This window comes from Streptomyces sp. NPDC032721, assembly GCF_055579625.1.
The window spans coordinates 139,170-158,784 of record NZ_JBVIMX010000022.1 but is presented as its reverse complement, the minus strand read 5'-3'; the positions used below and the strand labels follow the sequence as shown (position 1 = coordinate 158,784).

At 71.3% G+C, this 19,615-nt stretch carries 14 protein-coding genes; 11 read left to right on the top strand and 3 right to left on the bottom strand.

The window, feature by feature from the left end:
- Positions 1-393: 393 nt before the first annotated feature.
- Together ACZ5PB_RS35695 and ACZ5PB_RS35690 are read right to left on the bottom strand one after the other, a co-directional pair.
- Positions 394-1,593: a PQQ-dependent sugar dehydrogenase gene (locus tag ACZ5PB_RS35695; protein ID WP_468697048.1), complete on the bottom strand. Its 1,200-nt coding sequence runs from the start codon at positions 1,591-1,593 to the stop codon at positions 394-396.
- A 105-nt stretch (positions 1,594-1,698) separates the two neighbouring features.
- Complete coding sequence (locus ACZ5PB_RS35690) at positions 1,699-2,721, bottom strand: aldo/keto reductase (RefSeq protein ID WP_468697046.1); 1,023 nt, start codon at positions 2,719-2,721, stop codon at positions 1,699-1,701.
- A gap of 92 nt (positions 2,722-2,813) precedes the next feature.
- Here ACZ5PB_RS35690 and ACZ5PB_RS35685 point away from each other — a divergent pair, with 92 nt between their 5' ends.
- From ACZ5PB_RS35685 to ACZ5PB_RS35640, 10 genes are all read left to right on the top strand, one after another.
- Positions 2,814-3,767: a 2-hydroxyacid dehydrogenase gene (locus ACZ5PB_RS35685; protein WP_468697044.1), complete on the top strand. Its 954-nt coding sequence runs from the start codon at positions 2,814-2,816 to the stop codon at positions 3,765-3,767.
- Between the two features lie 339 nt (positions 3,768-4,106).
- Entirely contained in the window at positions 4,107-7,064 is a 2,958-nt protein-coding gene (locus ACZ5PB_RS35680) for a putative bifunctional diguanylate cyclase/phosphodiesterase (protein WP_468697042.1), read from the top strand.
- Positions 7,065-7,316: 252 nt separating this feature from the next.
- On the top strand, positions 7,317-9,173 hold the full coding sequence (locus tag ACZ5PB_RS35675) for an acetolactate synthase large subunit (protein ID WP_468697040.1): 1,857 nt from the start codon (positions 7,317-7,319) through the stop codon (positions 9,171-9,173).
- 26 nt (positions 9,174-9,199) lie between these two features.
- Positions 9,200-9,727 (top strand): acetolactate synthase small subunit, encoded by a 528-nt coding sequence (gene ilvN / locus ACZ5PB_RS35670; RefSeq protein ID WP_362416045.1) that lies wholly within the window; start codon positions 9,200-9,202, stop codon positions 9,725-9,727.
- A 106-nt stretch (positions 9,728-9,833) separates the two neighbouring features.
- A complete protein-coding gene (gene ilvC, locus ACZ5PB_RS35665) occupies positions 9,834-10,835 on the top strand; it encodes a ketol-acid reductoisomerase (protein WP_468697038.1) in 1,002 nt (333 codons plus the stop codon).
- 262 nt (positions 10,836-11,097) lie between these two features.
- Entirely contained in the window at positions 11,098-12,693 is a 1,596-nt protein-coding gene (serA, locus tag ACZ5PB_RS35660) for a phosphoglycerate dehydrogenase (RefSeq protein ID WP_468697036.1), read from the top strand.
- A gap of 79 nt (positions 12,694-12,772) precedes the next feature.
- The gene (locus ACZ5PB_RS35655) at positions 12,773-13,345 is read left to right on the top strand and encodes a TetR/AcrR family transcriptional regulator (protein WP_468697035.1); all 573 of its coding nucleotides are present in this window, start codon (positions 12,773-12,775) and stop codon (positions 13,343-13,345) included.
- A 143-nt stretch (positions 13,346-13,488) separates the two neighbouring features.
- Positions 13,489-15,921 carry a Tox-REase-5 domain-containing protein gene (locus ACZ5PB_RS35650; protein WP_468697033.1) on the top strand — a complete coding sequence of 811 codons (2,433 nt, stop codon included), beginning with the start codon at positions 13,489-13,491 and terminating at the stop codon, positions 15,919-15,921.
- A gap of 92 nt (positions 15,922-16,013) precedes the next feature.
- Entirely contained in the window at positions 16,014-16,709 is a 696-nt protein-coding gene (locus ACZ5PB_RS35645; RefSeq protein WP_468697031.1) for an Imm52 family immunity protein, read from the top strand.
- A complete protein-coding gene (locus ACZ5PB_RS35640; protein ID WP_468697029.1) occupies positions 16,706-17,236 on the top strand; it encodes a hypothetical protein in 531 nt (176 codons plus the stop codon). Before ACZ5PB_RS35645 ends, ACZ5PB_RS35640 begins: the two co-directional genes overlap by 4 nt.
- A 35-nt stretch (positions 17,237-17,271) precedes the next feature.
- On the opposite strand, the gene ACZ5PB_RS35635 is transcribed toward ACZ5PB_RS35640, so the two are convergent.
- Positions 17,272-18,444, bottom strand: a complete 1,173-nt coding sequence (locus ACZ5PB_RS35635) for a PucR family transcriptional regulator (RefSeq protein ID WP_468697027.1) — start codon at positions 18,442-18,444, stop codon at positions 17,272-17,274.
- Positions 18,445-18,618: 174 nt separating this feature from the next.
- Here ACZ5PB_RS35635 and ACZ5PB_RS35630 point away from each other — a divergent pair, with 174 nt between their 5' ends.
- A complete protein-coding gene (locus ACZ5PB_RS35630) occupies positions 18,619-19,545 on the top strand; it encodes a proline dehydrogenase family protein (RefSeq protein WP_468697025.1) in 927 nt (308 codons plus the stop codon).
- Positions 19,546-19,615 lie beyond the last annotated feature (70 nt).

Genomic DNA, 19,615 nt, shown 5'->3' with positions numbered 1-19,615 from the left:
AAACTGGAGCCCCCTCCCAGAACCCCCTGTGGTGGGTGGGGGGTTTTTGGGGCCCCCCCCCCAGGCCCCGGACCGTGCGGCCGGACGTGGTGGGCGGGTTGCCGGCCCTCGGGGTGGGGCTGAGGTGGCGGGCCCGGCCGCGGCCGGTGGCCATGTGCGGCTCCGCCGTGGCTGGCCGCGCAGTTCCCCGCGCCCCTAAATGCCCCCGCCCACGCCCTGGCCCCGTGGGCGGGCGGGGCCGCCCCTGCCCCCTGCCCCCTGCCCCCGAGCCCCCTTGGGCGGCGGGGCCGCCCCCCGGGGGCGGGACGGGCGGGCAAGGGGGCGGCCCCCGGCGGAGCCGAGCCCCTCGCCCCGGCTCCGCCTCCGCCATGGCCCCCCAGCCCACCTCACCCCCTACCGCACCCTCACCCTCAGCACCCTGTCGTCCCCCGCCCCCGGCGACCCCCGAGAGTCCGTCTCGTTCGTGACGACGAGGAGTTGGTCACCTCCCACCGCCAGTACCGTCCTCAGCCGTCCGTACTTCCCCGTGAAGAAGGCCTCCGGCTCCGCCACCACCTTCGTCCCCGCCAGCGGCACCCGCCACAGCCGTTCCCCCCTCAGGCCCGCCACCCACACGGACCCCTCCGCCACCGCGATCCCGCTCGGGGATGCGTCCGACGTCTTCCACTGGGCGACCGGGTCGACGAAGCCCTCCCGGCCCGCCCTGCCCTCCACCGTCGGCCAGCCGTAGTTCTTGCCCGGCTCGATCAGGTTCAGTTCGTCCCAGGTGTTCTGGCCGAACTCCGCCGCCCACAGCCGGCGCTCCTCGTCCCAGGCGAGACCCTGCACATTGCGGTGGCCGAGCGAGTAGACGACCGAGTCGGCGGACGGGTTGCCGTGCACCGGCCGGCCGTCCGGGGTCATCCGCAGGATCTTGCCCGCGAGCGATGCCGGGTCCTGGGCGAGACCGCGCTCGCCCGTCTCACCCGTACCCGCGTACAGCATCTTGTCGGGGCCGAACGCGATCCGCCCGCCGTTGTGCACGGTCCCCTTCGGGATGCCCCTGAACACCGTGTTCGGCGCGCCCAGTTGCTGCCCCGCCGGGCGCTTCTCGTCGTAGATCATGCGGGCGATGCGGTTGTCGGACTCGGTCGTGAAGTACGCGTAGACCTGGCGGTCGGAGGCGTACGAGGGGGAGAGGGCCAGGCCCATCAGACCGCCCTCGCCCGCCGGGGACGCGCCGACCACACTGCCGACGACCGTCTGCTTGCCGGTCTTGGCGTCGACCCGGGTGATCGTCCCCTCGTCACGGGAGGAGACCAGCACGTCGCCGTCCGGCAGCACCGCCATGCCCCAGGGGGACTTGAGGTCCTTGGTGAGCGTGCCCGTCACCTGGGCCGAGCCCTTCGCGGGTGCCCCCTGCGGACCGGGGCTCGCCGACGGGGCCGCGCTGCCGGTCGGCTCGGCGTGGCCGGAGGCGGAACTGCCGGTTCTGGCAGGGGGTTTGGGGCCGCCGCCAGGACCCTCGCCGGGGCCGTTGCCGGCGCATCCCGCCGTGAGCAGGAGCGCCGCGGCGGCCAGTACGGCCGTCAGGGCAGGAGCAGGGCGTCGCACGATGTGGTCCCCTTCGGTCGGTTCGATCGCGAAAGCTCACACCAGTTCATACACCGACGGCGTCCGGGGAGCCCTCGGTTCCTCCGCTGACTCCTTTCAAAACCCTCAGTCCCACGAGCCCTGCGCGGCGGGCAGCGCGGCGATCTCCGCCAGGTCCCGTTCCGTCAGGGTCAGTTCGGCGGCCGACGCGTTGTCCTCGACCCATCGTGCGTGCTTCGTGCCCGGCACCGGGATCACGTGCCGGCCCCGCGTCAGCACCCACGCCAGGGCGACCTGCGCCGGGGTCACCGCCGGGCCGTGCCGCTCCGCGATCCGCCGCAGGCCCACGACCAGCGGCTGGTTCGCGGCCATCATCTCCGCCGTGAAGCGCGGATGACGGGCGCGTACGTCGTCCGGCTCGAAGCCCTGACCAGGCGTCAGGGTGCCGCTCAGAAAGCCGTTGCCCAGCGGCATCGCCGCCACGAAGCCCACCCCGCGCGCCTCGCACCACGGCAGCAGCCGCTCCAGGGCCTCCGGCGACCACACCGACAGCTCCGCCTCCACCGCCGCCACCGGGAACACCTGCTGCACCCGCTCCAGCTGGCGGACCGTACCGTCGTGCAGCCCGCCCGACACCGGCCTCCCGATGCCCGTGCCCGAGCGGCGCGAGGCCCGCGCCCCGACCGCGCACAGGCCCAGCGCACGTACCTTTCCGGCCCGTACCAGCTCGGCCATCGCGCCCCAGGTCTCCTCGACGGGTATCTCCGGGTCCGCGCGGTGCAGTTGGTAGAGGTCGATGACATCGGTCTGGAGGCGGCGCAGCGAGGCGTCGCAGGCCCGCTTGATGTAGCCGGGCCGCCCGTTGGCGACGATGTGCTGCTCGCCGACCAGCAGACCGGCCTTCGTCGACACGAAGGCGTCCCGCCGCCGCTCCCGCAGCACCCGCCCGATCAGCAGCTCATTGGTGAACGGGCCGTACATGTCGGCGGTGTCGAGGAGGTTCATCCCCCGGTCGAGCGCCGTGTGCAGGGCCCGTACCGACTCCTCGCCGCGCTGCCTGGAGCCGGTGTACGCCCAGCTCATCGGCATGCAGCCGAGCCCGACCGCGCCCACTTCGAGCGCTGTCGCCCCGATCGTCCTGCGCTCCACCTTGCCCGTACCCCTCCGTCTGCCGCGCCCCCCGGCCGCACCCCACCAAACTAACCGCTGCTGGTCAGAGCAGTTCGCATAGCCTCCTGGGCATGACTGCTGACGTATGGCTGCCCCTGCCGCCCGCCGAGTTCGAAGGCCTCCCCGACGCCGCTTCCGCCTCTCTCGCCTACCGGGTCTGGGACGGCGGGGACGAATTCCCCGCCGATCCCGCCGACTGCGTCTTCTACGTCGTCCCCTACATGAAGGGCCGCAAGGTCTCGCTGCGGCCGCTGGAGCGGATGACCTCGCTGAGCGTCGTCCAGACCCAGACCGCCGGGGTCGACGAATTCCTGGACGGGCTGCGCCCCGGCCTCCACACCGGGGTGCGGCTCTGCAACGCCCGTGGCGTCCACGAGGCCAGCACCGCCGAGCTCGCCCTCGCCCTGACCCTCGCCCAACTGCGCGGCATCCCCGGCTTCGTCGAGGGCCAGCAGCGCGAGGAGTGGCGCTCCGGTTTCTACCCGGCACTCGCCGACAAATCCGTACTGATCGTGGGATACGGGTCGATCGGTGCGGCCATTGAGGACCGGCTCACTCCGTTCGAGTGCGCGCGGGTGGCGCGCGTCGCGCGCTCCGCACGCACCACGGAGCGCGGCGCCGTGCACGCGTTCACCGATCTGCCCGCGCTGCTGCCGGACGCGGACGTGGTGATCCTCTCGACGCCGCTCACCGAGGGCACCCGGGGGATGGCCGACGCCGCCTTCCTGTCCCGGATGAAGGACGGCGCGCTCCTGGTGAACGTCTCGCGCGGGCCGGTCGTCGACACCAAGGCCCTGCTCGCGGAGACCGCGACGGGCCGGCTGCGGGCCGCGCTCGATGTCACCGACCCGGAGCCGCTGCCCCCGGGCCATCCGCTGTGGCACGCGCCCGGTGTGCTGATCAGCCCGCACGTGGGCGGCAGCAGCTCCGCGTTCCTGCCCCGCGCCAAACGTCTGGTGGCCGCCCAGCTGACCCGGTTCGCGGCGGGCGAACCCCTCGCGAACGTGGTCAGGACGGTGGACTGAGGGCGGGCCGGGTGACCTCCCCGACGCCCGAAAAGTCCCCCGCCGGACACTCTCCGGAGCGGTCCGAACGCACCCAGTTCCCGTAATCCTGCTGGTAGTTACGGAGAGTAGAGCAACTATGTCCCTGAGTGACGATCCTGGTGTATCGTCCCGACCTAGGGGCTTGCGCCATGCACCACCATCACGGCGCTGGGGAGCACGACGGACACCGCAAGGGGGGCGACGGACCATGCACTGCCCATGGAGAGACGATCCGACGCGGCTCGGTCACCGGCTCGCGGGCCGGTGGCCGGGGCGCCGTCCGAAACCTCCGTGCGGGGAGGCCCGGTGAGCGCCCCGGTGAGTACCCCGGGGGCCCTGATGGCCCCCCACCCGCCCGTCGAGGAGACCGAAGACGGCGGCAGCGGATCGAGCCTGCTGACCCAACTTCTCCTCGCGGTGGTCTGCGGAGGATACGCCGCCGGATCGGCCCTCGGCTGGGGATCACCCCAACTCGCGCTGATCATGGGCGACTTCGGACTCGCCGCCGCCGCACTCGCCGCCGCCGTCTCCTGTTTCCTGTACGCCCGGTCCAGGGAGAGCCGCTTCCGGCCCGCCTGGCTGCTGTTCTCGGTCTCCTCGCTGATGGCGGCCGGCGGGAACGCGGTCTGGGGCTGGTACGAAGTGGTGCTCAAGCGCCCGGTACCGGCCCCTTCGTTCGCCGACTTCTTCTTCCTCTGCTTCGGCCCGCCCGCCATCGTGGGCCTGCTGGTCCTCGCCAAGCGCCCCGTCACCAGGGCGGGCTGGCTCTGTCTGGCCCTCGACTCCTGGCTGATCGCGGGCTCCCTGCTCACCCTCTCCTGGAGCCTGGCCCTCGCGCACTCGGCCGCCTTCCAGGGCGCCAGCGTGGCGCACGCCGCACTCTCCCTGGCGTACCCGCTCCTGGACATCGCACTGGTCAGCATGGTGCTGGCACTGCACTTCCGGCGCTCGTCGGCGAACCGGGCCGCGATCAACACCGCCATCGCGGCCCTCGCGATGACCGTGCTCTGCGACGCACTGTTCACCTCGCCGCTGCTGCGCGACACCTACCACTCGGGGCAGATCCTGGACGCGGGCTGGTTCGCGGGCTCCCTGCTGCTCGCGTACGCCCCCTGGGGGGCCCGCCTGGCAGGCAGGCGGGCGGGCGGGCCCACGGGCCGGACGGGGCAGCACGCACCCCACCCCTCCCGGCCGCCGGTGCCCGGAGCGGCCGGCCGCGCACCCCGGAACCGGGCCACAGGACGCGGCACCAGCCGCCCCATCGCCGGTTCGCTCGCCGCCCTCACCCCGTACCTCGCCGCCGCGGTCTGCGTGCTGGGGATCCTCTACAACGTCATGGACGGCCACAAGCTCGACCGGGTGGTGCTCTTCACCGGCTGCACGGTCGTCCTCGCCCTGGTCGTCCGCCAGGGCATCATGCTCGTCGACAACATCTCCCTCACCCAGGAACTGGCCCAGAAGGAGAACCACTTCCGCTCCCTGGTCCAGGGCTCCAGCGACGTCATCATGATCGCCGCCCCGACCGGCATACTGCGCTACGTCAGCCCGGCCGCCTCCGGTGTGTACGGGCGCGACGCCGAGGAGCTGGTCGGCTCCGAACTGGCCTCGATCATCCACCCCGCCGACCTCGGCTCCGTCGTCCACGAGGTCCGCCGCTTCCTCGCCGCGTCCCCCCTCGAAGAGCCCACCACCCGCATCGAGTGCCGCGTCAAGTCCGGCACCGGCGACTGGCTGAACGTGGAGTCGACCGTCAACCGGCACCAGGGCGGCCTCATCTTCAACAGCCGCGACGTCACCGAACGGGTCCGCCTCCAGGCCCAGTTGCAGCACAACGCGGAACACGACCCCCTCACCGACCTGCCCAACCGCGCCCTGTTCACCAAACGGGTCCGCCAGGCGCTCGTCGGCCGCCGCGCCACCGACCTCGGCACCGCGGTCCTCTTCATCGACCTGGACGGCTTCAAGGCGGTGAACGACCGGTTGGGCCATCAGGCCGGCGACGAGCTGCTCATCCAGGCGGCCCGCCGGCTCCAGGACTCGGTACGGATCGGGGACACCGCCGCCCGCCTCGGCGGCGACGAGTTCGCGGCCCTCATCCTGGGCGACGGCACCCGCGACCAGACCGCCCGCGAGTACCAGGTGCACGAGATCGCCGACCGGCTGCGGCTCACGCTCTCCCAGCCGTACCAGGTGGACGGCAACGATGTCCGGGTCGCCGCCTCCATCGGCGTCGCCTTCGCGGAACCCGGCATCACCCCCACCGACCTCATGCGCAACGCGGACCTCGCCATGTACCGCGCCAAGGCGGCCGGCAAGGACCGCGTCGAGCTCTACGCCCCCCAGATGCAGGCGGAGGTGGTGCGCCGCACGGAGCTAGCGGCGCGACTCCGATCCGCCCTGCACGACGGCGAGTTCGCCCTGCTCCACCAGCCCGTGGTCAGCCTCGCCACCGGGCGCATCGCGGCCGTCGCCGCCCAGGCCCGCTGGCGTTCCGCGCAGGGCATCCTCTTTACCCCCGCCGAGTTCCTGCGGGTCGCCGACGACAGCGACCGGACCGCCGAGCTGGGCCGCTGGCTGCTTGAGGAGGCCGTCGAGCAGGCCGCCGAGCGCAACCGCGCGGGCCACCCCGTCCCCGTCACCGTCCGGATGACCGCCCGCCGCCTCCTGGACCGGTCCCTGCCGCTCGGCTCCGTCGAGGCCCTTCTGACCCGGCACGGGCTGCCCTCGGGGGCGCTGGTGATAGAGATCGCCGACAGCGACCCCCGGGTCTCCTTCGACGACCTGGAACAGCGGCTGTCCGCCCTGCGCAGGCTCGGCGTACGCATCGCGCTGGACGGGTTCGGCAGCGGGTACGCGGCCATCAACGCACTGCGCAGGCTGCCCATCGACGTACTGAAACTGGACCGGGGGCTGGTCGAGGGCGTCGTCGAGTCGGCCCGCCTCTACAAGATCACCAGCGGGTTGCTGCGGATCGCCACCGACCTCGGCATGCAGTCCGTCGCCGACGGGGTCGACCTCCCCGAACAGGTGGTCGCACTGCGCACGATGGGCTGCACCCACGGACAGGGCATGGCCTTCTCGGGACCCCTCGACGAGTACCGGCTGCGACGGGCGCTGGCCCGGGGAGACTTCCCCGTGCCCGGTGGCACCGGCAGTGCGCTGCCGGTCCTGACCGGCGGATCCCTGCCCGTACGGCATACCGGCACCCCCGGCGTCGACTCGTTCACACATCCGCCATTGCGCTCAAATAATGAGACGCCCGTCCCACCCACTTGACACACCCAGTGCGCCGGAGGGAGGGTCAATGCCATGCGCACCCGAATTCTCGTACTTGGAAAGCGCGTCGGCTGAAGCAGGGTTCATCGCTGAACCCGCTTGTCCCGCCCCGACGCGCTCCCCTCGCTTGCCTCACGGCACGGGGGGTTTTTTGTTGCACCAGCACCACCCAAACCCTGGCAAAACACCGCTCACGACGCCGTAAGACCCCGCTTCACCTCAGCAGCTCCCACCCTCAGCTTCGAGAAGAGAATGCCGATGACCGAGCAGGCCACCGGGGCCCACCATCCGCAGCCCCGGCCCCGAAACACCGGACCCCAGAGCAGCCCGATCGAGCACGTGACGGGTGCCAAGTCGCTCATCCGGGCGCTCGAAGAGGTCGGGGCCGACACGGTATTCGGCATTCCGGGCGGTGCGATCCTGCCGGCGTACGACCCGATGATGGACTCCACCCGGGTCCGCCACGTCCTGGTCCGCCACGAGCAGGGCGCGGGCCACGCGGCCACCGGTTACGCCCAGGCCACCGGCAAGGTCGGCGTCTGCATGGCGACCTCGGGCCCCGGCGCCACCAACCTGGTCACCCCGATCGCCGACGCCCACATGGACTCGGTCCCGCTGGTCGCGATCACCGGCCAGGTCGCCTCCAAGGCGATCGGCACGGACGCCTTCCAGGAGGCGGACATCTGCGGCATCACGATGCCGATCACCAAGCACAACTTCCTGGTCACCGACCCGGCCGACATCCCGCGCACCATCGCCGAGGCCTTCCACATCGCCTCCACCGGCCGCCCGGGCCCGGTCCTGGTCGACATCGCCAAGGACGCCCTCCAGGCACAGACCACCTTCTCCTGGCCGCCCGTCAACGACCTGCCCGGCTACCGGCCCGTCACCAAGCCGCACGCCAAGCAGATCCGCGAGGCCGCCAAGCTGATCACCGCCGCCAAGCGGCCCGTCCTGTACGTCGGCGGCGGCGTCCTCAAGGCACGGGCCACCGCAGAGCTGAAGGTCCTCGCAGAGCTCACCGGAGCGCCCGTCACCACCACACTGATGGCGCTCGGCGCATTCCCCGACAGCCACCCGCTGCACGTCGGAATGCCGGGCATGCACGGTGCGGTCACCGCCGTCACCGCGCTCCAGAAGGCCGACCTGATCGTCGCCCTCGGCGCCCGCTTCGACGACCGCGTCACCGGCAAGCTGGACAGCTTCGCCCCCTTCGCGAAGATCGTCCACGCCGACATCGACCCGGCCGAGATCGGCAAGAACCGGGCCGCCGACGTGCCCATCGTGGGCGACGCCCGCGAGGTCATCGCCGACCTGGTGCAGGCCGTCCAGGCCGAGTACACCGAGGGCAACACCTCGGACTACAGCGCCTGGTGGAACGACCTCAGCCGCTGGCGCGAGACCTACCCGCTGGGCTACGACCTGCCGGACAACGGCCAGCTCTCCCCGCAGCAGGTCATCCAGCGGATCGGCGAACTCGCCCCCGAGAACACCATCTACGCGGCCGGCGTCGGCCAGCACCAGATGTGGGCCTCGCACTTCATCCAGTACGAGCAGCCCGCGACCTGGCTCAACTCCGGCGGCGCCGGAACCATGGGCTACGCGGTCCCCGCCGCGATGGGCGCCAAGGCCGGCATGCCGGACCGTACCGTCTGGGCGATCGACGGCGACGGCTGCTTCCAGATGACCAACCAGGAACTCACCACCTGCGCCCTGAACAACATCCCGATCAAGGTCGCCATCATCAACAACGGCGCCCTCGGCATGGTCCGCCAGTGGCAGACGCTGTTCTACAACCAGCGCTACTCCAACACCGTCCTGCACAGCGGGCAGGACTGCGACGGCAACGAGGCCAAGGGCACCCGCGTCCCCGACTTCGTCAAGCTGTCCGAGGCGATGGGCTGCTACGCGATCCGCTGCGAGCGCCCCGAAGACCTCGACAAGTGCATCGAAGAGGCCAACTCCATCAACGACCGCCCGGTCGTCGTCGACTTCATCGTCCACGAGGACGCCATGGTGTGGCCGATGGTCGCCGCCGGCACCTCCAACGACGAGGTCCTGGCCGCCCGGGGCGTCCGCCCCGACTTCGGCGACAACGAAGACGACTAGAGCCAGACAAGAGCAGAGAGAGAATCATGTCCAAGCACACGCTCTCCGTCCTGGTGGAGAACAAGCCCGGCGTCCTCGCCCGCATCACCGCCCTCTTCTCCCGCCGCGGGTTCAACATCGACTCCCTCGCGGTCGGGACCACCGAACACCCCGAGATCTCGCGCATCACCATCGTGGTCAACGTGATCGAGGCCCTGCCGCTGGAGCAGGTGACGAAGCAGCTCAACAAGCTCGTCAACGTACTGAAGATCGTCGAGTTGGAGCCCGCCGCTGCGATCCAGCGGGAGCTCGTCCTGGTGAAGGTCCGCGCGGACAACGAAACGCGCTCCCAGGTGACCGAGATCGTCCAGCTGTTCCGCGCCAAGACCGTGGACGTGTCGCCCGACGCCGTGACCATCGAGGCCACCGGCGGCGCCGACAAGCTGGAGGCCATGCTCAAGATGCTGGAGCAGTTCGGCATCAAGGAGCTCGTGCAGTCCGGCACGATCGCCATAGGGCGCGGCGCCAGGTCCATCACGGACCGCTCGCTGCGCGCGCTGGACCGCAGCGCCTGACCGCAGCGCCCGACCCCCTGGGCTCTCGTATGGCGAGACCCGAAAACTTCCCTTCCCCCGCCCGCCGTACGGTGGGTCGCAACACCGCACACTTAGGAGAAACCCAGTGGCCGAGCTGTTCTACGACGCCGATGCCGACCTGTCCATCATCCAGGGCCGCAAGGTCGCGGTTCTCGGATACGGCAGCCAGGGCCACGCCCACGCGCTGTCGCTCCGTGACTCGGGCGTCGACGTGCGCGTCGGTCTGCACGAGGGCTCCAAGTCCAAGGCCAAGGCCGAGGAGCAGGGCCTGCGCGTCGTCACCCCGGCCGAGGCCTCGGCCGAGGCCGACGTCATCATGATCCTGGTCCCGGACCCGATCCAGGCCCAGGTCTACGAGGAGTCCGTCAAGGACAACCTCAAGGACGGCGACGCCCTCTTCTTCGGTCACGGCCTGAACATCCGCTTCGGCTTCATCAAGGCCCCCGAGGGCGTCGACGTCTGCATGGTCGCCCCCAAGGGCCCCGGCCACCTGGTCCGTCGTCAGTACGAGGAGGGCCGCGGCGTTCCGTGCATCGCGGCCGTCGAGCAGGACGCCACGGGCAAGGGCTTCGAGCTGGCCCTGTCGTACGCCAAGGCCATCGGCGGCACCCGGGCCGGCGTCATCAAGACGACCTTCACCGAGGAGACCGAGACCGACCTCTTCGGCGAGCAGGCCGTTCTCTGCGGTGGCACCGCCGCCCTGGTCAAGGCCGGTTTCGAGACTCTGACCGAGGCCGGTTACCAGCCGGAGATCGCCTACTTCGAGTGCCTCCACGAGCTGAAGCTCATCGTCGACCTGATGTACGAGGGCGGCCTGGAGAAGATGCGCTGGTCGGTCTCCGAGACCGCCGAGTGGGGCGACTACGTCACCGGCCCCCGCATCATCACGGACGCCACCAAGGCCGAGATGAAGAAGGTCCTGGCCGAGATCCAGGACGGCACCTTCGCCAAGCAGTGGATGGACGAGTACCACGGCGGCCTGAAGAAGTACTCCGAGTACAAGAAGGCCGACGAGAACCACCTCCTGGAGACCACCGGCAAGGAGCTCCGCAAGCTCATGAGCTGGGTGAACGACGAAGAGGCGTAAGCCTTACGGAAGAGGGGCCGCGCGCGTTCGACGCCGCGGCCCCTCTGCTCACCCGTAACGCCGCCCGGACCGCACTGGACAGAACGTCCACCACATCCGGGTGACCTTGCCGAAGGGGCGGACACCGGGTCCGCCAACAGCACTACACTGCTGAACCAATACACGCGTCAGGCCCACAGCGTCGTGCGTCTTCCACGCGGCTAGCCCCTCCACCGCTGCGGCCGTCGGGACGGCCGTCCGCAAAGGACCAGTGAGGACTCACGTGAGCACTGCCAAGCCTGTCGTACTCATCGCTGAAGAGCTGTCGCCCGCCACCGTCGATGCCCTGGGGCCGGACTTCGAGATCCGGCACTGCAACGGAGCCGACCGCGCCGAGCTTCTGCCCGCGATCGCCGACGTGGACGCGATCCTCGTCCGCTCCGCGACCAAGGTCGACGCGGAGGCCATCGCCGCCGCGAAGAAACTGCGGGTCGTCGCCCGCGCCGGGGTCGGCCTCGACAACGTCGACGTCTCCGCCGCCACCAAGTCGGGCGTGATGGTCGTCAACGCACCGACCTCCAACATCGTCACCGCCGCCGAACTCGCCTGCGGCCTGATCCTGGCCACCGCGCGCAACATCCCGCAGGCCAACTCCGCGCTGAAGAACGGCGAGTGGAAGCGCTCGAAGTACAGCGGCGTCGAGCTGGCCGAGAAGACCCTCGGCGTCGTGGGTCTCGGGCGGATCGGCGCGCTGGTCGCCCAGCGGATGTCCGCGTTCGGCATGAAGGTCGTCGCCTACGACCCCTACGTGCAGCCCGCGCGGGCCGCCCAGATGGGCGTCAAGGTGCTGACCCTCGACGAGCTGCTCGAAGTCTCCGACTTCATCACGGTGCACCTGCCGAAGACCCCCGAGACGCTGGGTCTGATCGGCGACGAGGCCCTGCACAAGGTCAAGCCGGCGGTACGGATCGTCAACGCGGCCCGCGGCGGGATCGTCGACGAGGCCGCGCTGTACTCCGCCCTCAAGGAGGGCCGCGTCGCGGGCGCCGGTCTCGACGTGTACGCGAAGGAGCCCTGCACGGACTCCCCGCTCTTCGAGCTCGACCAGGTCGTCTGCACCCCGCACCTGGGTGCCTCGACCGACGAGGCGCAGGAGAAGGCGGGTGTCTCCGTCGCCAAGTCGGTGCGCCTGGCGCTCGCCGGTGAGCTGGTCCCCGACGCGGTCAACGTCCAGGGCGGAGTCATCGCCGAGGACGTACGCCCGGGTCTGCCGCTCGCCGAGAAGCTCGGCCGGATCTTCACCGCGCTCGCGGGCGAGGTCGCGGCCCGGCTCGACGTCGAGGTGTACGGCGAGATCACCCAGCACGACGTGAAGGTGCTCGAACTCTCCGCGCTCAAGGGCGTGTTCGAGGACGTCGTCGACGAGACCGTGTCGTACGTGAACGCCCCGCTGTTCGCGCAGGAGCGCGGTGTCGAGGTGCGGCTGACCACCAGCAGCGAGTCCACCGAGCACCGCAACGTGGTCACCGTGCGCGGCACCCTCACCGGCGGCGAGGAGGTCTCGGTCTCCGGCACCCTGGCCGGCCCGAAGAACCTCAAGAAGATCGTCGGCATCGGCGAGTACGACGTGGACGTGGCGCTCGCCGACCACATGGTCGTCCTGCGCTACCAGGACCGTCCTGGCGTCGTCGGCACCGTCGGCCGTGTTCTCGGTGAGGCGGGTCTCAACATCGGCGGCATGCAGGTGGCCCGTGCCGACGTCGGCGGCGAGGCGCTGGCGGTGCTGACCGTGGACGACACGGTTCCGCCGACGGTGCTCGCCGAGCTGGCCGAGGAGATCGGCGCGGCTTCGGCGCGGTCCGTGAACCTGGCCGACTAGGGTTCGTACGCCTCTCTCGGTACCCCCTTCCTATACGCGCGTCTTACACGGGCGTATAGGAAGGGGGTACTCTGCGTTCATGGGACATCGTGAGGATCTGCTCGAAGGCGCCAAGAAGTGCCTGCTGGACAAGGGGTACGCCCGGACCACCGCCCGCGACATCGTCGCCGCGTCCGGCACCAACCTCGCCTCCATCGGCTACCACTACGGCTCCAAGGAGGCCCTGCTCAACCAGGCCTTCCTCGCCGTGACCGAGGAGTGGGGCGACGCGGTGGGGCCGGCCGGGCAGCCGGAGGCGGCGCCGCTGCCGACCGAGCCCTACGCACGGTTCGAGGCGGTCTGGGAACGGTTCATCGCCACCGCCGCGCAGAGCGTGCCGATCTGGAAGCTCCAACTGGAGGTCATCTCCCGGCTCGACACGGACGAGTCGCTGCGCGAGGCGATCCGCGAGCCGCAGAAGGAGGGCCGGGAGGGCCTCGCCGAGGCGTTCCTCGGGCTCGTCCCCGAGGACGACCCCGAAAAGGCCAGGGTGGCGGGCATGTTCACCCAGGCGCTGATGGCGGGCGTGATGATCCAGTGGATGGCCGACCCGGAATCGGCGCCGACCGCGAAGGAGCTGACGGCGGGGCTGCGGGTGGTCCTCGGGGGCTGAGGCCCCTCCTCGTGGCCGAGTCCACTTCTCGTATGGGCCCCGAGTGGGGTCCACGGGCCCATGACGCCCACCCCGGCCCGCCCTAGCGTGGGCCGTTCTCCGCCGGGCATTCCGCTTGCGGAGCACGGCAGTTGGGGTGGTGCATGTCTGCGGTCGGTGGCATACCTGCGGGGCCGGTTCCGGTACGCCCGGGGCGGCCGCCGGGTCCGCCGCTGCCCGGCTCGCTCTTCGCCGCGCGCGGGCTGCTCCTGCTCCTCTTCGGCATCACCCTGCTCGGCGGGCTCGGCCTCGTGGGGTCCGGGCTGGCGGCGGACGGGCCGGTCGCAGGGGTGTTCGGACTGGCGCTGTACGGGGCCGCGCCGGGGGTGGCCGGGCTGCTGCTCGTACGGCGGATGTACGTCGGCGGACGGCGGGTGCTCGGCGGGCTGATCGCCGTACAGGTGTGGCTGATCGTCGGGGGCATCGGCAACATCGGCGGCGGATCGCTGCGGGGCTTCAGTCAGTTGCTGGTGCCGGTGGTGGTGCTGTGGTTACTGACGCGGGCCGAGAGCAGGGCGTGGTTCGACCGCCCCGACAAACCCGAACGGCCCGAACGACCCGTCCGGCGTGGGTGGTTGAGCTTCTCGCTGCCCCGGATGATCACTTGGCGCCGGGACCGGGGCCAGTCCACGGCCGAGTACGCGGGCCTGGTCGTCATCATCGCCGGGATCGTGCTCGCCCTGACCCTGACCGGATTCGGCGGACGCATCGCGGACGGCATCGGCCGGGCGGTCTGCTCGATCACCGGCGGGACGAACTGCGGGGGAGGAGCCGGCCCCGGCGACACGGCCGGCGACCCTGGCGCACCGAAGGCGCCGACGGGGGGAGGGGGTGCCGGGGGCGCGGGCGCGGCGGGTGGTGTCGGCGGTGCCGGAGGTGCGGTCGGCGGAGCTGGTGGCGCCGAGGGTGCTGGAGCGGCGAGTGGTGCCGGTGGTGTCGGTGGTGCCGGTGGTGCCGGGGGCGCTGACGGTGGAGCTGGTGGTGCGGGCGGTGCCGGGGGAGCGGGCGGCGGTGCCGGAGGTACTGCCGGGAGCGGAGGTTCCGGCGAACCTGGTGGGACGCAGAACCAGGCCGGTCCCGAGGCCGAGGCCGAGTACGACGTACAGCCGGAGAAGGACACCGAGGGCGAGCCCCCTCAGGAGGAGGGGGAGGAAGAGGAGGACTGTTCCGGCTGGGGGTTCTTCGGCTGTGCGGGCGACCGCATCGTGCAGGTCGTCAAGGGCGTTGCCGTGGACGGCGTCTGGGGCGATGTCACCGGGTTCTTCGACCTCTTCAAGTCCGAGACCTGGGAAGGGATCGGCGAGTACGGCAAGCAGCTCGGCGGCCAGTGGCTCCAGGACTCCAAGGGTGCGGCCGACAAGTGGGGCGACGGCGACTACCTCGGGGCCATCGGCGACTGGGGCAAGGCGTCCTGGAACACCGCCGTCAAGGTCGGCGACGACCTCTTCGTCGGCGACGAGGTGCGCGACCGCTGGAACAACGGCGAGAAGACCCGCGCCGTCACCGACGTCATCTGGAACGTCGGCTCGCTCTTCATCCCGGGCTACGACGTCGCCAAGGTCGTCGGCAAGTTCTCCCACCTGGGCAAGGCCGCCAAGGAAGTGGCCGAGGCGGCGGACAGGGCGGGCGACGCGGCGGGCCGTGCCCGGAAGGCGGCGGACGCGGGAGACGTCGACGGCGCCCGCAAGGCGGCCAAGGAGGCCGACGAGGCGGCGGACCAGGCGGAGGAACGGGCCCGCAACACGGGCTGCTCGATCGCGAGCGGCCCGGGTGCGGGCGCCGGTCTCGGCGGGGTCCCAGGACCGGGTACGGGGCTCATCGCGGCGGGCCCCGCCCCCAGGGTCCGCTACCTGGCCGACGAGGGCTGCGACAAGACCGCCAAGGCCGAGGCGGAGAAGGCCCGCAAGGAGGAGCGGGACGCCCACCTGGCGCAGAAGCGCGCGGAGGAGCCCGCCCGCGCCGCCAAGGCGCTGAAGGACAAGAAGCAGTGGCCCGAGCCGAAGCACGGCGACACCAAGGACCCGCGCAACTACGAGAAGCCGGAGTGGGCCAAGGACCTCGGCACCCCGACCCTGGGCGACGCCGACAAGGGCGACGGCTACTGGGCCGGCCGCGACCGCAACCCCGAGCCCGTCTGGGCCAACGAGTCCTGGCTCCGCTACCAGGAACAGGTGACCGGCCAGGTCCGTGGCCACGAGTACGTCGTGCCGCACCCGGAGAAGGGCAAACCGGCGGTCGAGTACGACGGTTGGGACTCCTCGCGGCAGACCTACCTGGAGGCCAAGAACGGCTACGACAGCTACCTCTCGGAGCCCGGCAGGACCACGCTCACCGAGTCCGGCGAGGCGAAGTTCCTGAAGGAGGCGCGGGCACAGGTGAAGGCGGCCGGAGGACGCGCCGTCGAATGGCACTTCTCCAACGCGGACGTCGCCAAGGCCGCTCAACGGGCGTTCGACGACGCCGGGCTGAAGATCAAGGTCGTTCCGACCCCGCAGATCCATACAGTGGATCCGCGAAAGCCCGGGGCGTTCGACTGACCCCACTACCGTGACGACCGACAGCCGCCGCGTCCCGGCCCGCACACCGGCGGGCCGGAACGCGCACGCCACAGGAACGGAAGCGACGACGCATGCGACGAGTGGTACGAGCCTTCTGGGGCCCCCGCGAGGAAACGTACGACGAGCTGGCAGCCCGCTGGATCACCATGCTGGACCGGGTGGCGGCCCTCCTCCCGCAGGTGCGCCCGGCGGGCCCGGGCGCACCCTTGACCTGGAACCGCGTCACCGAGGACCGGACCTTCCCGCTGCCGCCGACCCCCGAGGCGCTGGCCGAGGCGCTCCGGGAGGAAGGGGAGAGCGACGGCAGCCTGTTCCTCGTGCTCGTGGGCCCTTCGGGCTGGAAGGCCGACCTGCGGGGCGTGGGCGGCCACGAGTCGGCGTACACGGAGAACTCGATGCTCATCACCGTCGTGTCACCGGCCGACGCCGCCGTGCCCGAGGCCGAACTGCTCACGACGGTGGTCGAGTTGTGGAACCCGGACCACGGCAACGTCATCGACCACGATGTCTTCGACCTCCTGCGGGAGCACGCCGGTTACGAGAGCGGCGACCTGGCCACCGGGTGGCTGACCTACCTCTCCCCGGCCCGCGCCGCCCTCGTTCCCGACGACCTCAAGGCCGGGCGCACCGCCCTGTCCACCGGCGGCGTACTCCTCGACGTCGCCCGGCCCGGCGACCCGGAGACCGTGCTCGCCGCCCATCTGCGGCTGCGTGACGCGGGCGCCCTGCAGTCCCTTCCCGTGCCCATGGACCGGAGCATGCTGTGAACGCGCGCAGCGGCGAAGCCTTCGAGGCGGCCCGCGCCCTCGCGGAGGTCGACGCCCTGCTCACGGGGCGGATCCCGGTGGACGGACCCGCCGAGTACGAGCTGCGGCCCGTCACCGAGGAAGTGCTCTCGGTGCGGGGCGAGGGGTACGCCCTCGCCGAACTCTGGGCCGGGCGCAGCCTGTCGGGCGTGTACGACGAGGAGTGGAACGCCGCCCAGGACCTGGCATCGGGGCACCTCGACGAGCTGACCCGGGCGCTCGACGCCCGCTGGGGCGCACACCGGGAGGTCGGTACGAAAGTGGCGGTGTGCTGGGCCGACGGGGACCCGCCGTTGCCGCCGCTGTACCGGGAGCTGCGCCACCTGGACGCCCTGGGGACGCTGCACGTCTGGGGTCCCGTACCCGCGCCGGGAGAGGGGGCGGACCGCTGGGTCGCGGTCTCACTGAACCAGATCGACGGCGACTGCCCGTTCTGGCTCGCCGCGATGGTCACCGACAGCCCCATCGAGGAACTGCCGGACCAATAAGGGTAGTTGACCTCTCGGCGGCCCTGCGGCCGGTGTCAGAGTCGCGCCGCTTTCAGCGACATGTGCAGCAGCAGCCGGTCCTCGCCCTCGTGGAGGTCGAGGCCGGTGAGCTGCTCCACCCGGGAGAGCCGGTAGTAGAGGGTCTGCCGGTGGATGTTGAGGGCCGTCGCGGTGCGGCCCGCCTGGCCCGCGCAGTCGAGGAACACCTCGGCGGTACGGGCCAGTTCGGTGTGCGCGGGGGTCAGGAGCGGGCCGACGGCCGGGTCCACGGGATGGCCGGGGCCACTGTCCGGGAGGGCCGCCAGCAGCCGGTACGGGCCGATCGCCGACCATTCCGCGACCGGACCCAGGTGCGGCCTGGCCAGCGCCGCACGCGCCGCCGCCGAGGCCTCGCGCCAGGCGGCGGGCAGGTCCGCGAGCGCACGGACGGCCCTGCCGATGCCGACGGCGGCGGGGGCCCCGGGATGGCCCGCCGCCGTGCTCGTCGCCAGAAGCGCCTTGCCCGCCTGGCGCCCGGGGCCGAGGTCCGCGGCGGCGCCCAGCCGTACGAGGGCGGCCAGCCGGGGGCCGGACGCACCGGGCACCGGGACGAGGGTGAGTGCCGAGGCGCCCGGCACCGTACGCAGACCGGGGGCGGGGGCCGGCCAGGGGGCGACGCACAGCAGCGCGTACGGGCCGCCGGACGTGCCCAGGGCGCCGGTCAGGGCGGTGAGGGAGGCCTCCCTGCGGTTCTCGGACTCCGTGGTGAGGAGGGTGAGGAGGTGGGGGCCCAGATCGGCGCGGGCCCTGGCCTCGTCGGCGAGCTGGGCGCCGATCCGGCCGCACACCGCCATCGCCGCGTCGAGCACGGAGTCGTCGGCCGTGTCGTCGGCCGCCAGCAGCCACACGTAGCCGTACACCTGCCCCCGATGGCGCACCGGCAGGCACAGCCGCCCCCGCAGCACCCCGGCCGCCGGGTCCGCCGGGATGTGCACGGGGTCGGTGGCGGTCGCGATGCCGAAGCGCTCGAACCAGGCGCGGACCTCCGCCGTGGAGCGGCGGGTCAGGATCGAGCGGGTGCGGACCGGGTCCATCGCGCCCGCGTCCTCACTGTCGTGGGCGCCGAACGCGATCAGCCGGAAATCGCGGTCCTCCAGGGTCGCGGGGGCGCCCAGGAGGGCGGAGATCTCATCGACCAGGTCTTGGTAATCGGCGTTCACGAGACCCATTCTCGCATCGCTTCAGACATCTGTATGAGGCGAGGCGCGCGGATGCGTGACAGCTGTCGATAGTCCAGGCTCAGCGCGATACCTAGATTTCACCGTGGTTATCCGTGCCGTCCCAGTTCTGTCACAAAAGAGCTGGTCACGGCCCCTTCGATTAATTTTTTGTGGAGGTGCCCCGTGCTGGGTCCCGTGATCCTCGCCGCATCGCGCAGCGACCAGATGCGCCGTTTCGTCTCGGCTGCTCCGGGCACCAAACAGGTCGTGAGCCGGTTCATCGCCGGTGAGTCCGTCGACCAGGTCGTGCCGATCGTCGTGGACGCCGCCGCCAAGGGCCTGGAAGTCACCCTCGACGTCGTCGGCGAGGACATCACGACGCGCGAGCAGTCGTACGCCGCCCGCGACGCGTACCTCGACCTGATCGCGCACCTGAAGGACCTGGGTCTGGGCACCAAGGCCGAGATGTCCGTGAAGCTGTCGATGTTCGGACAGGCGCTGGAGGGCGGCCACGAGCTCGCCCTCGCGAATGTCCGCCCGGTCGTCGAGGCCGCCGCCGCCATCGGCACCACCGTCACCCTGGACGCCGAGGACCACACCACCCTCGACTCGATGTTCGCCATCCACGAGGAGCTCCGGAAGGACTTCCCGCAGACCGGCTGCGTCATCCAGGCGTACCTCTTCCGCACCGAGGACGACGCCCGCCGCCTGGCCGCCAATGGCAGCCGCGTGCGCATCGTGAAGGGCGCCTACAAGGAGCCCGCCTCCGTCGCGTTCCAGGACAAGGCCGAGATCGACAAGGCGTACGTCCGGATCATGCGGATCCTGATGGAGGGCGACGGCTACCCGATGATCGGGTCCCACGACCCGCGGCTGATCGCCATCGCACAGGAGCTCGGCCGCGTCGCCGGGCGCAAGCTGGACGAGTACGAGTTCCAGATGCTGTACGGGATCCGCAGCGAGGAGCACATCCGGCTCGCCGCCGAGGGACACCGGATGCGCGTGTACACCGCGTACGGCACCGACTGGTACGGATACTTCATGCGCCGCCTCGCGGAGAAGCCGGCCAACCTGCTCTTCTTCGGCCGCTCGATCATCACCAAGAACTGACGATCCTCCGCGCCACCACCGACCGCCAGTCCGCACCCCAGGACTGAACCCTTGACGCAAGGAGCTATGG

What these genes read in the sequence shown, in the direction of transcription:
- ACZ5PB_RS35685 (WP_468697044.1), top strand. Translation starts at nt 2,814, where the DNA reads ATGACTGCTGACGTATGGCTGCCCCTGCCGCCCGCCGAGTTCGAAGGC.
- ACZ5PB_RS35675 (WP_468697040.1), top strand. Translation starts at nt 7,317, where the DNA reads ATGCCGATGACCGAGCAGGCCACCGGGGCCCACCATCCGCAGCCCCGG.
- ilvN (WP_362416045.1), top strand. Translation starts at nt 9,200, where the DNA reads ATGTCCAAGCACACGCTCTCCGTCCTGGTGGAGAACAAGCCCGGCGTC.
- ACZ5PB_RS35655 (WP_468697035.1), top strand. Translation starts at nt 12,773, where the DNA reads ATGGGACATCGTGAGGATCTGCTCGAAGGCGCCAAGAAGTGCCTGCTG.
- ACZ5PB_RS35650 (WP_468697033.1), top strand. Translation starts at nt 13,489, where the DNA reads ATGTCTGCGGTCGGTGGCATACCTGCGGGGCCGGTTCCGGTACGCCCG.
- ACZ5PB_RS35645 (WP_468697031.1), top strand. Translation starts at nt 16,014, where the DNA reads ATGCGACGAGTGGTACGAGCCTTCTGGGGCCCCCGCGAGGAAACGTAC.
- ACZ5PB_RS35635 (WP_468697027.1), bottom strand. Translation starts at nt 18,444, where the DNA reads ATGGGTCTCGTGAACGCCGATTACCAAGACCTGGTCGATGAGATCTCC.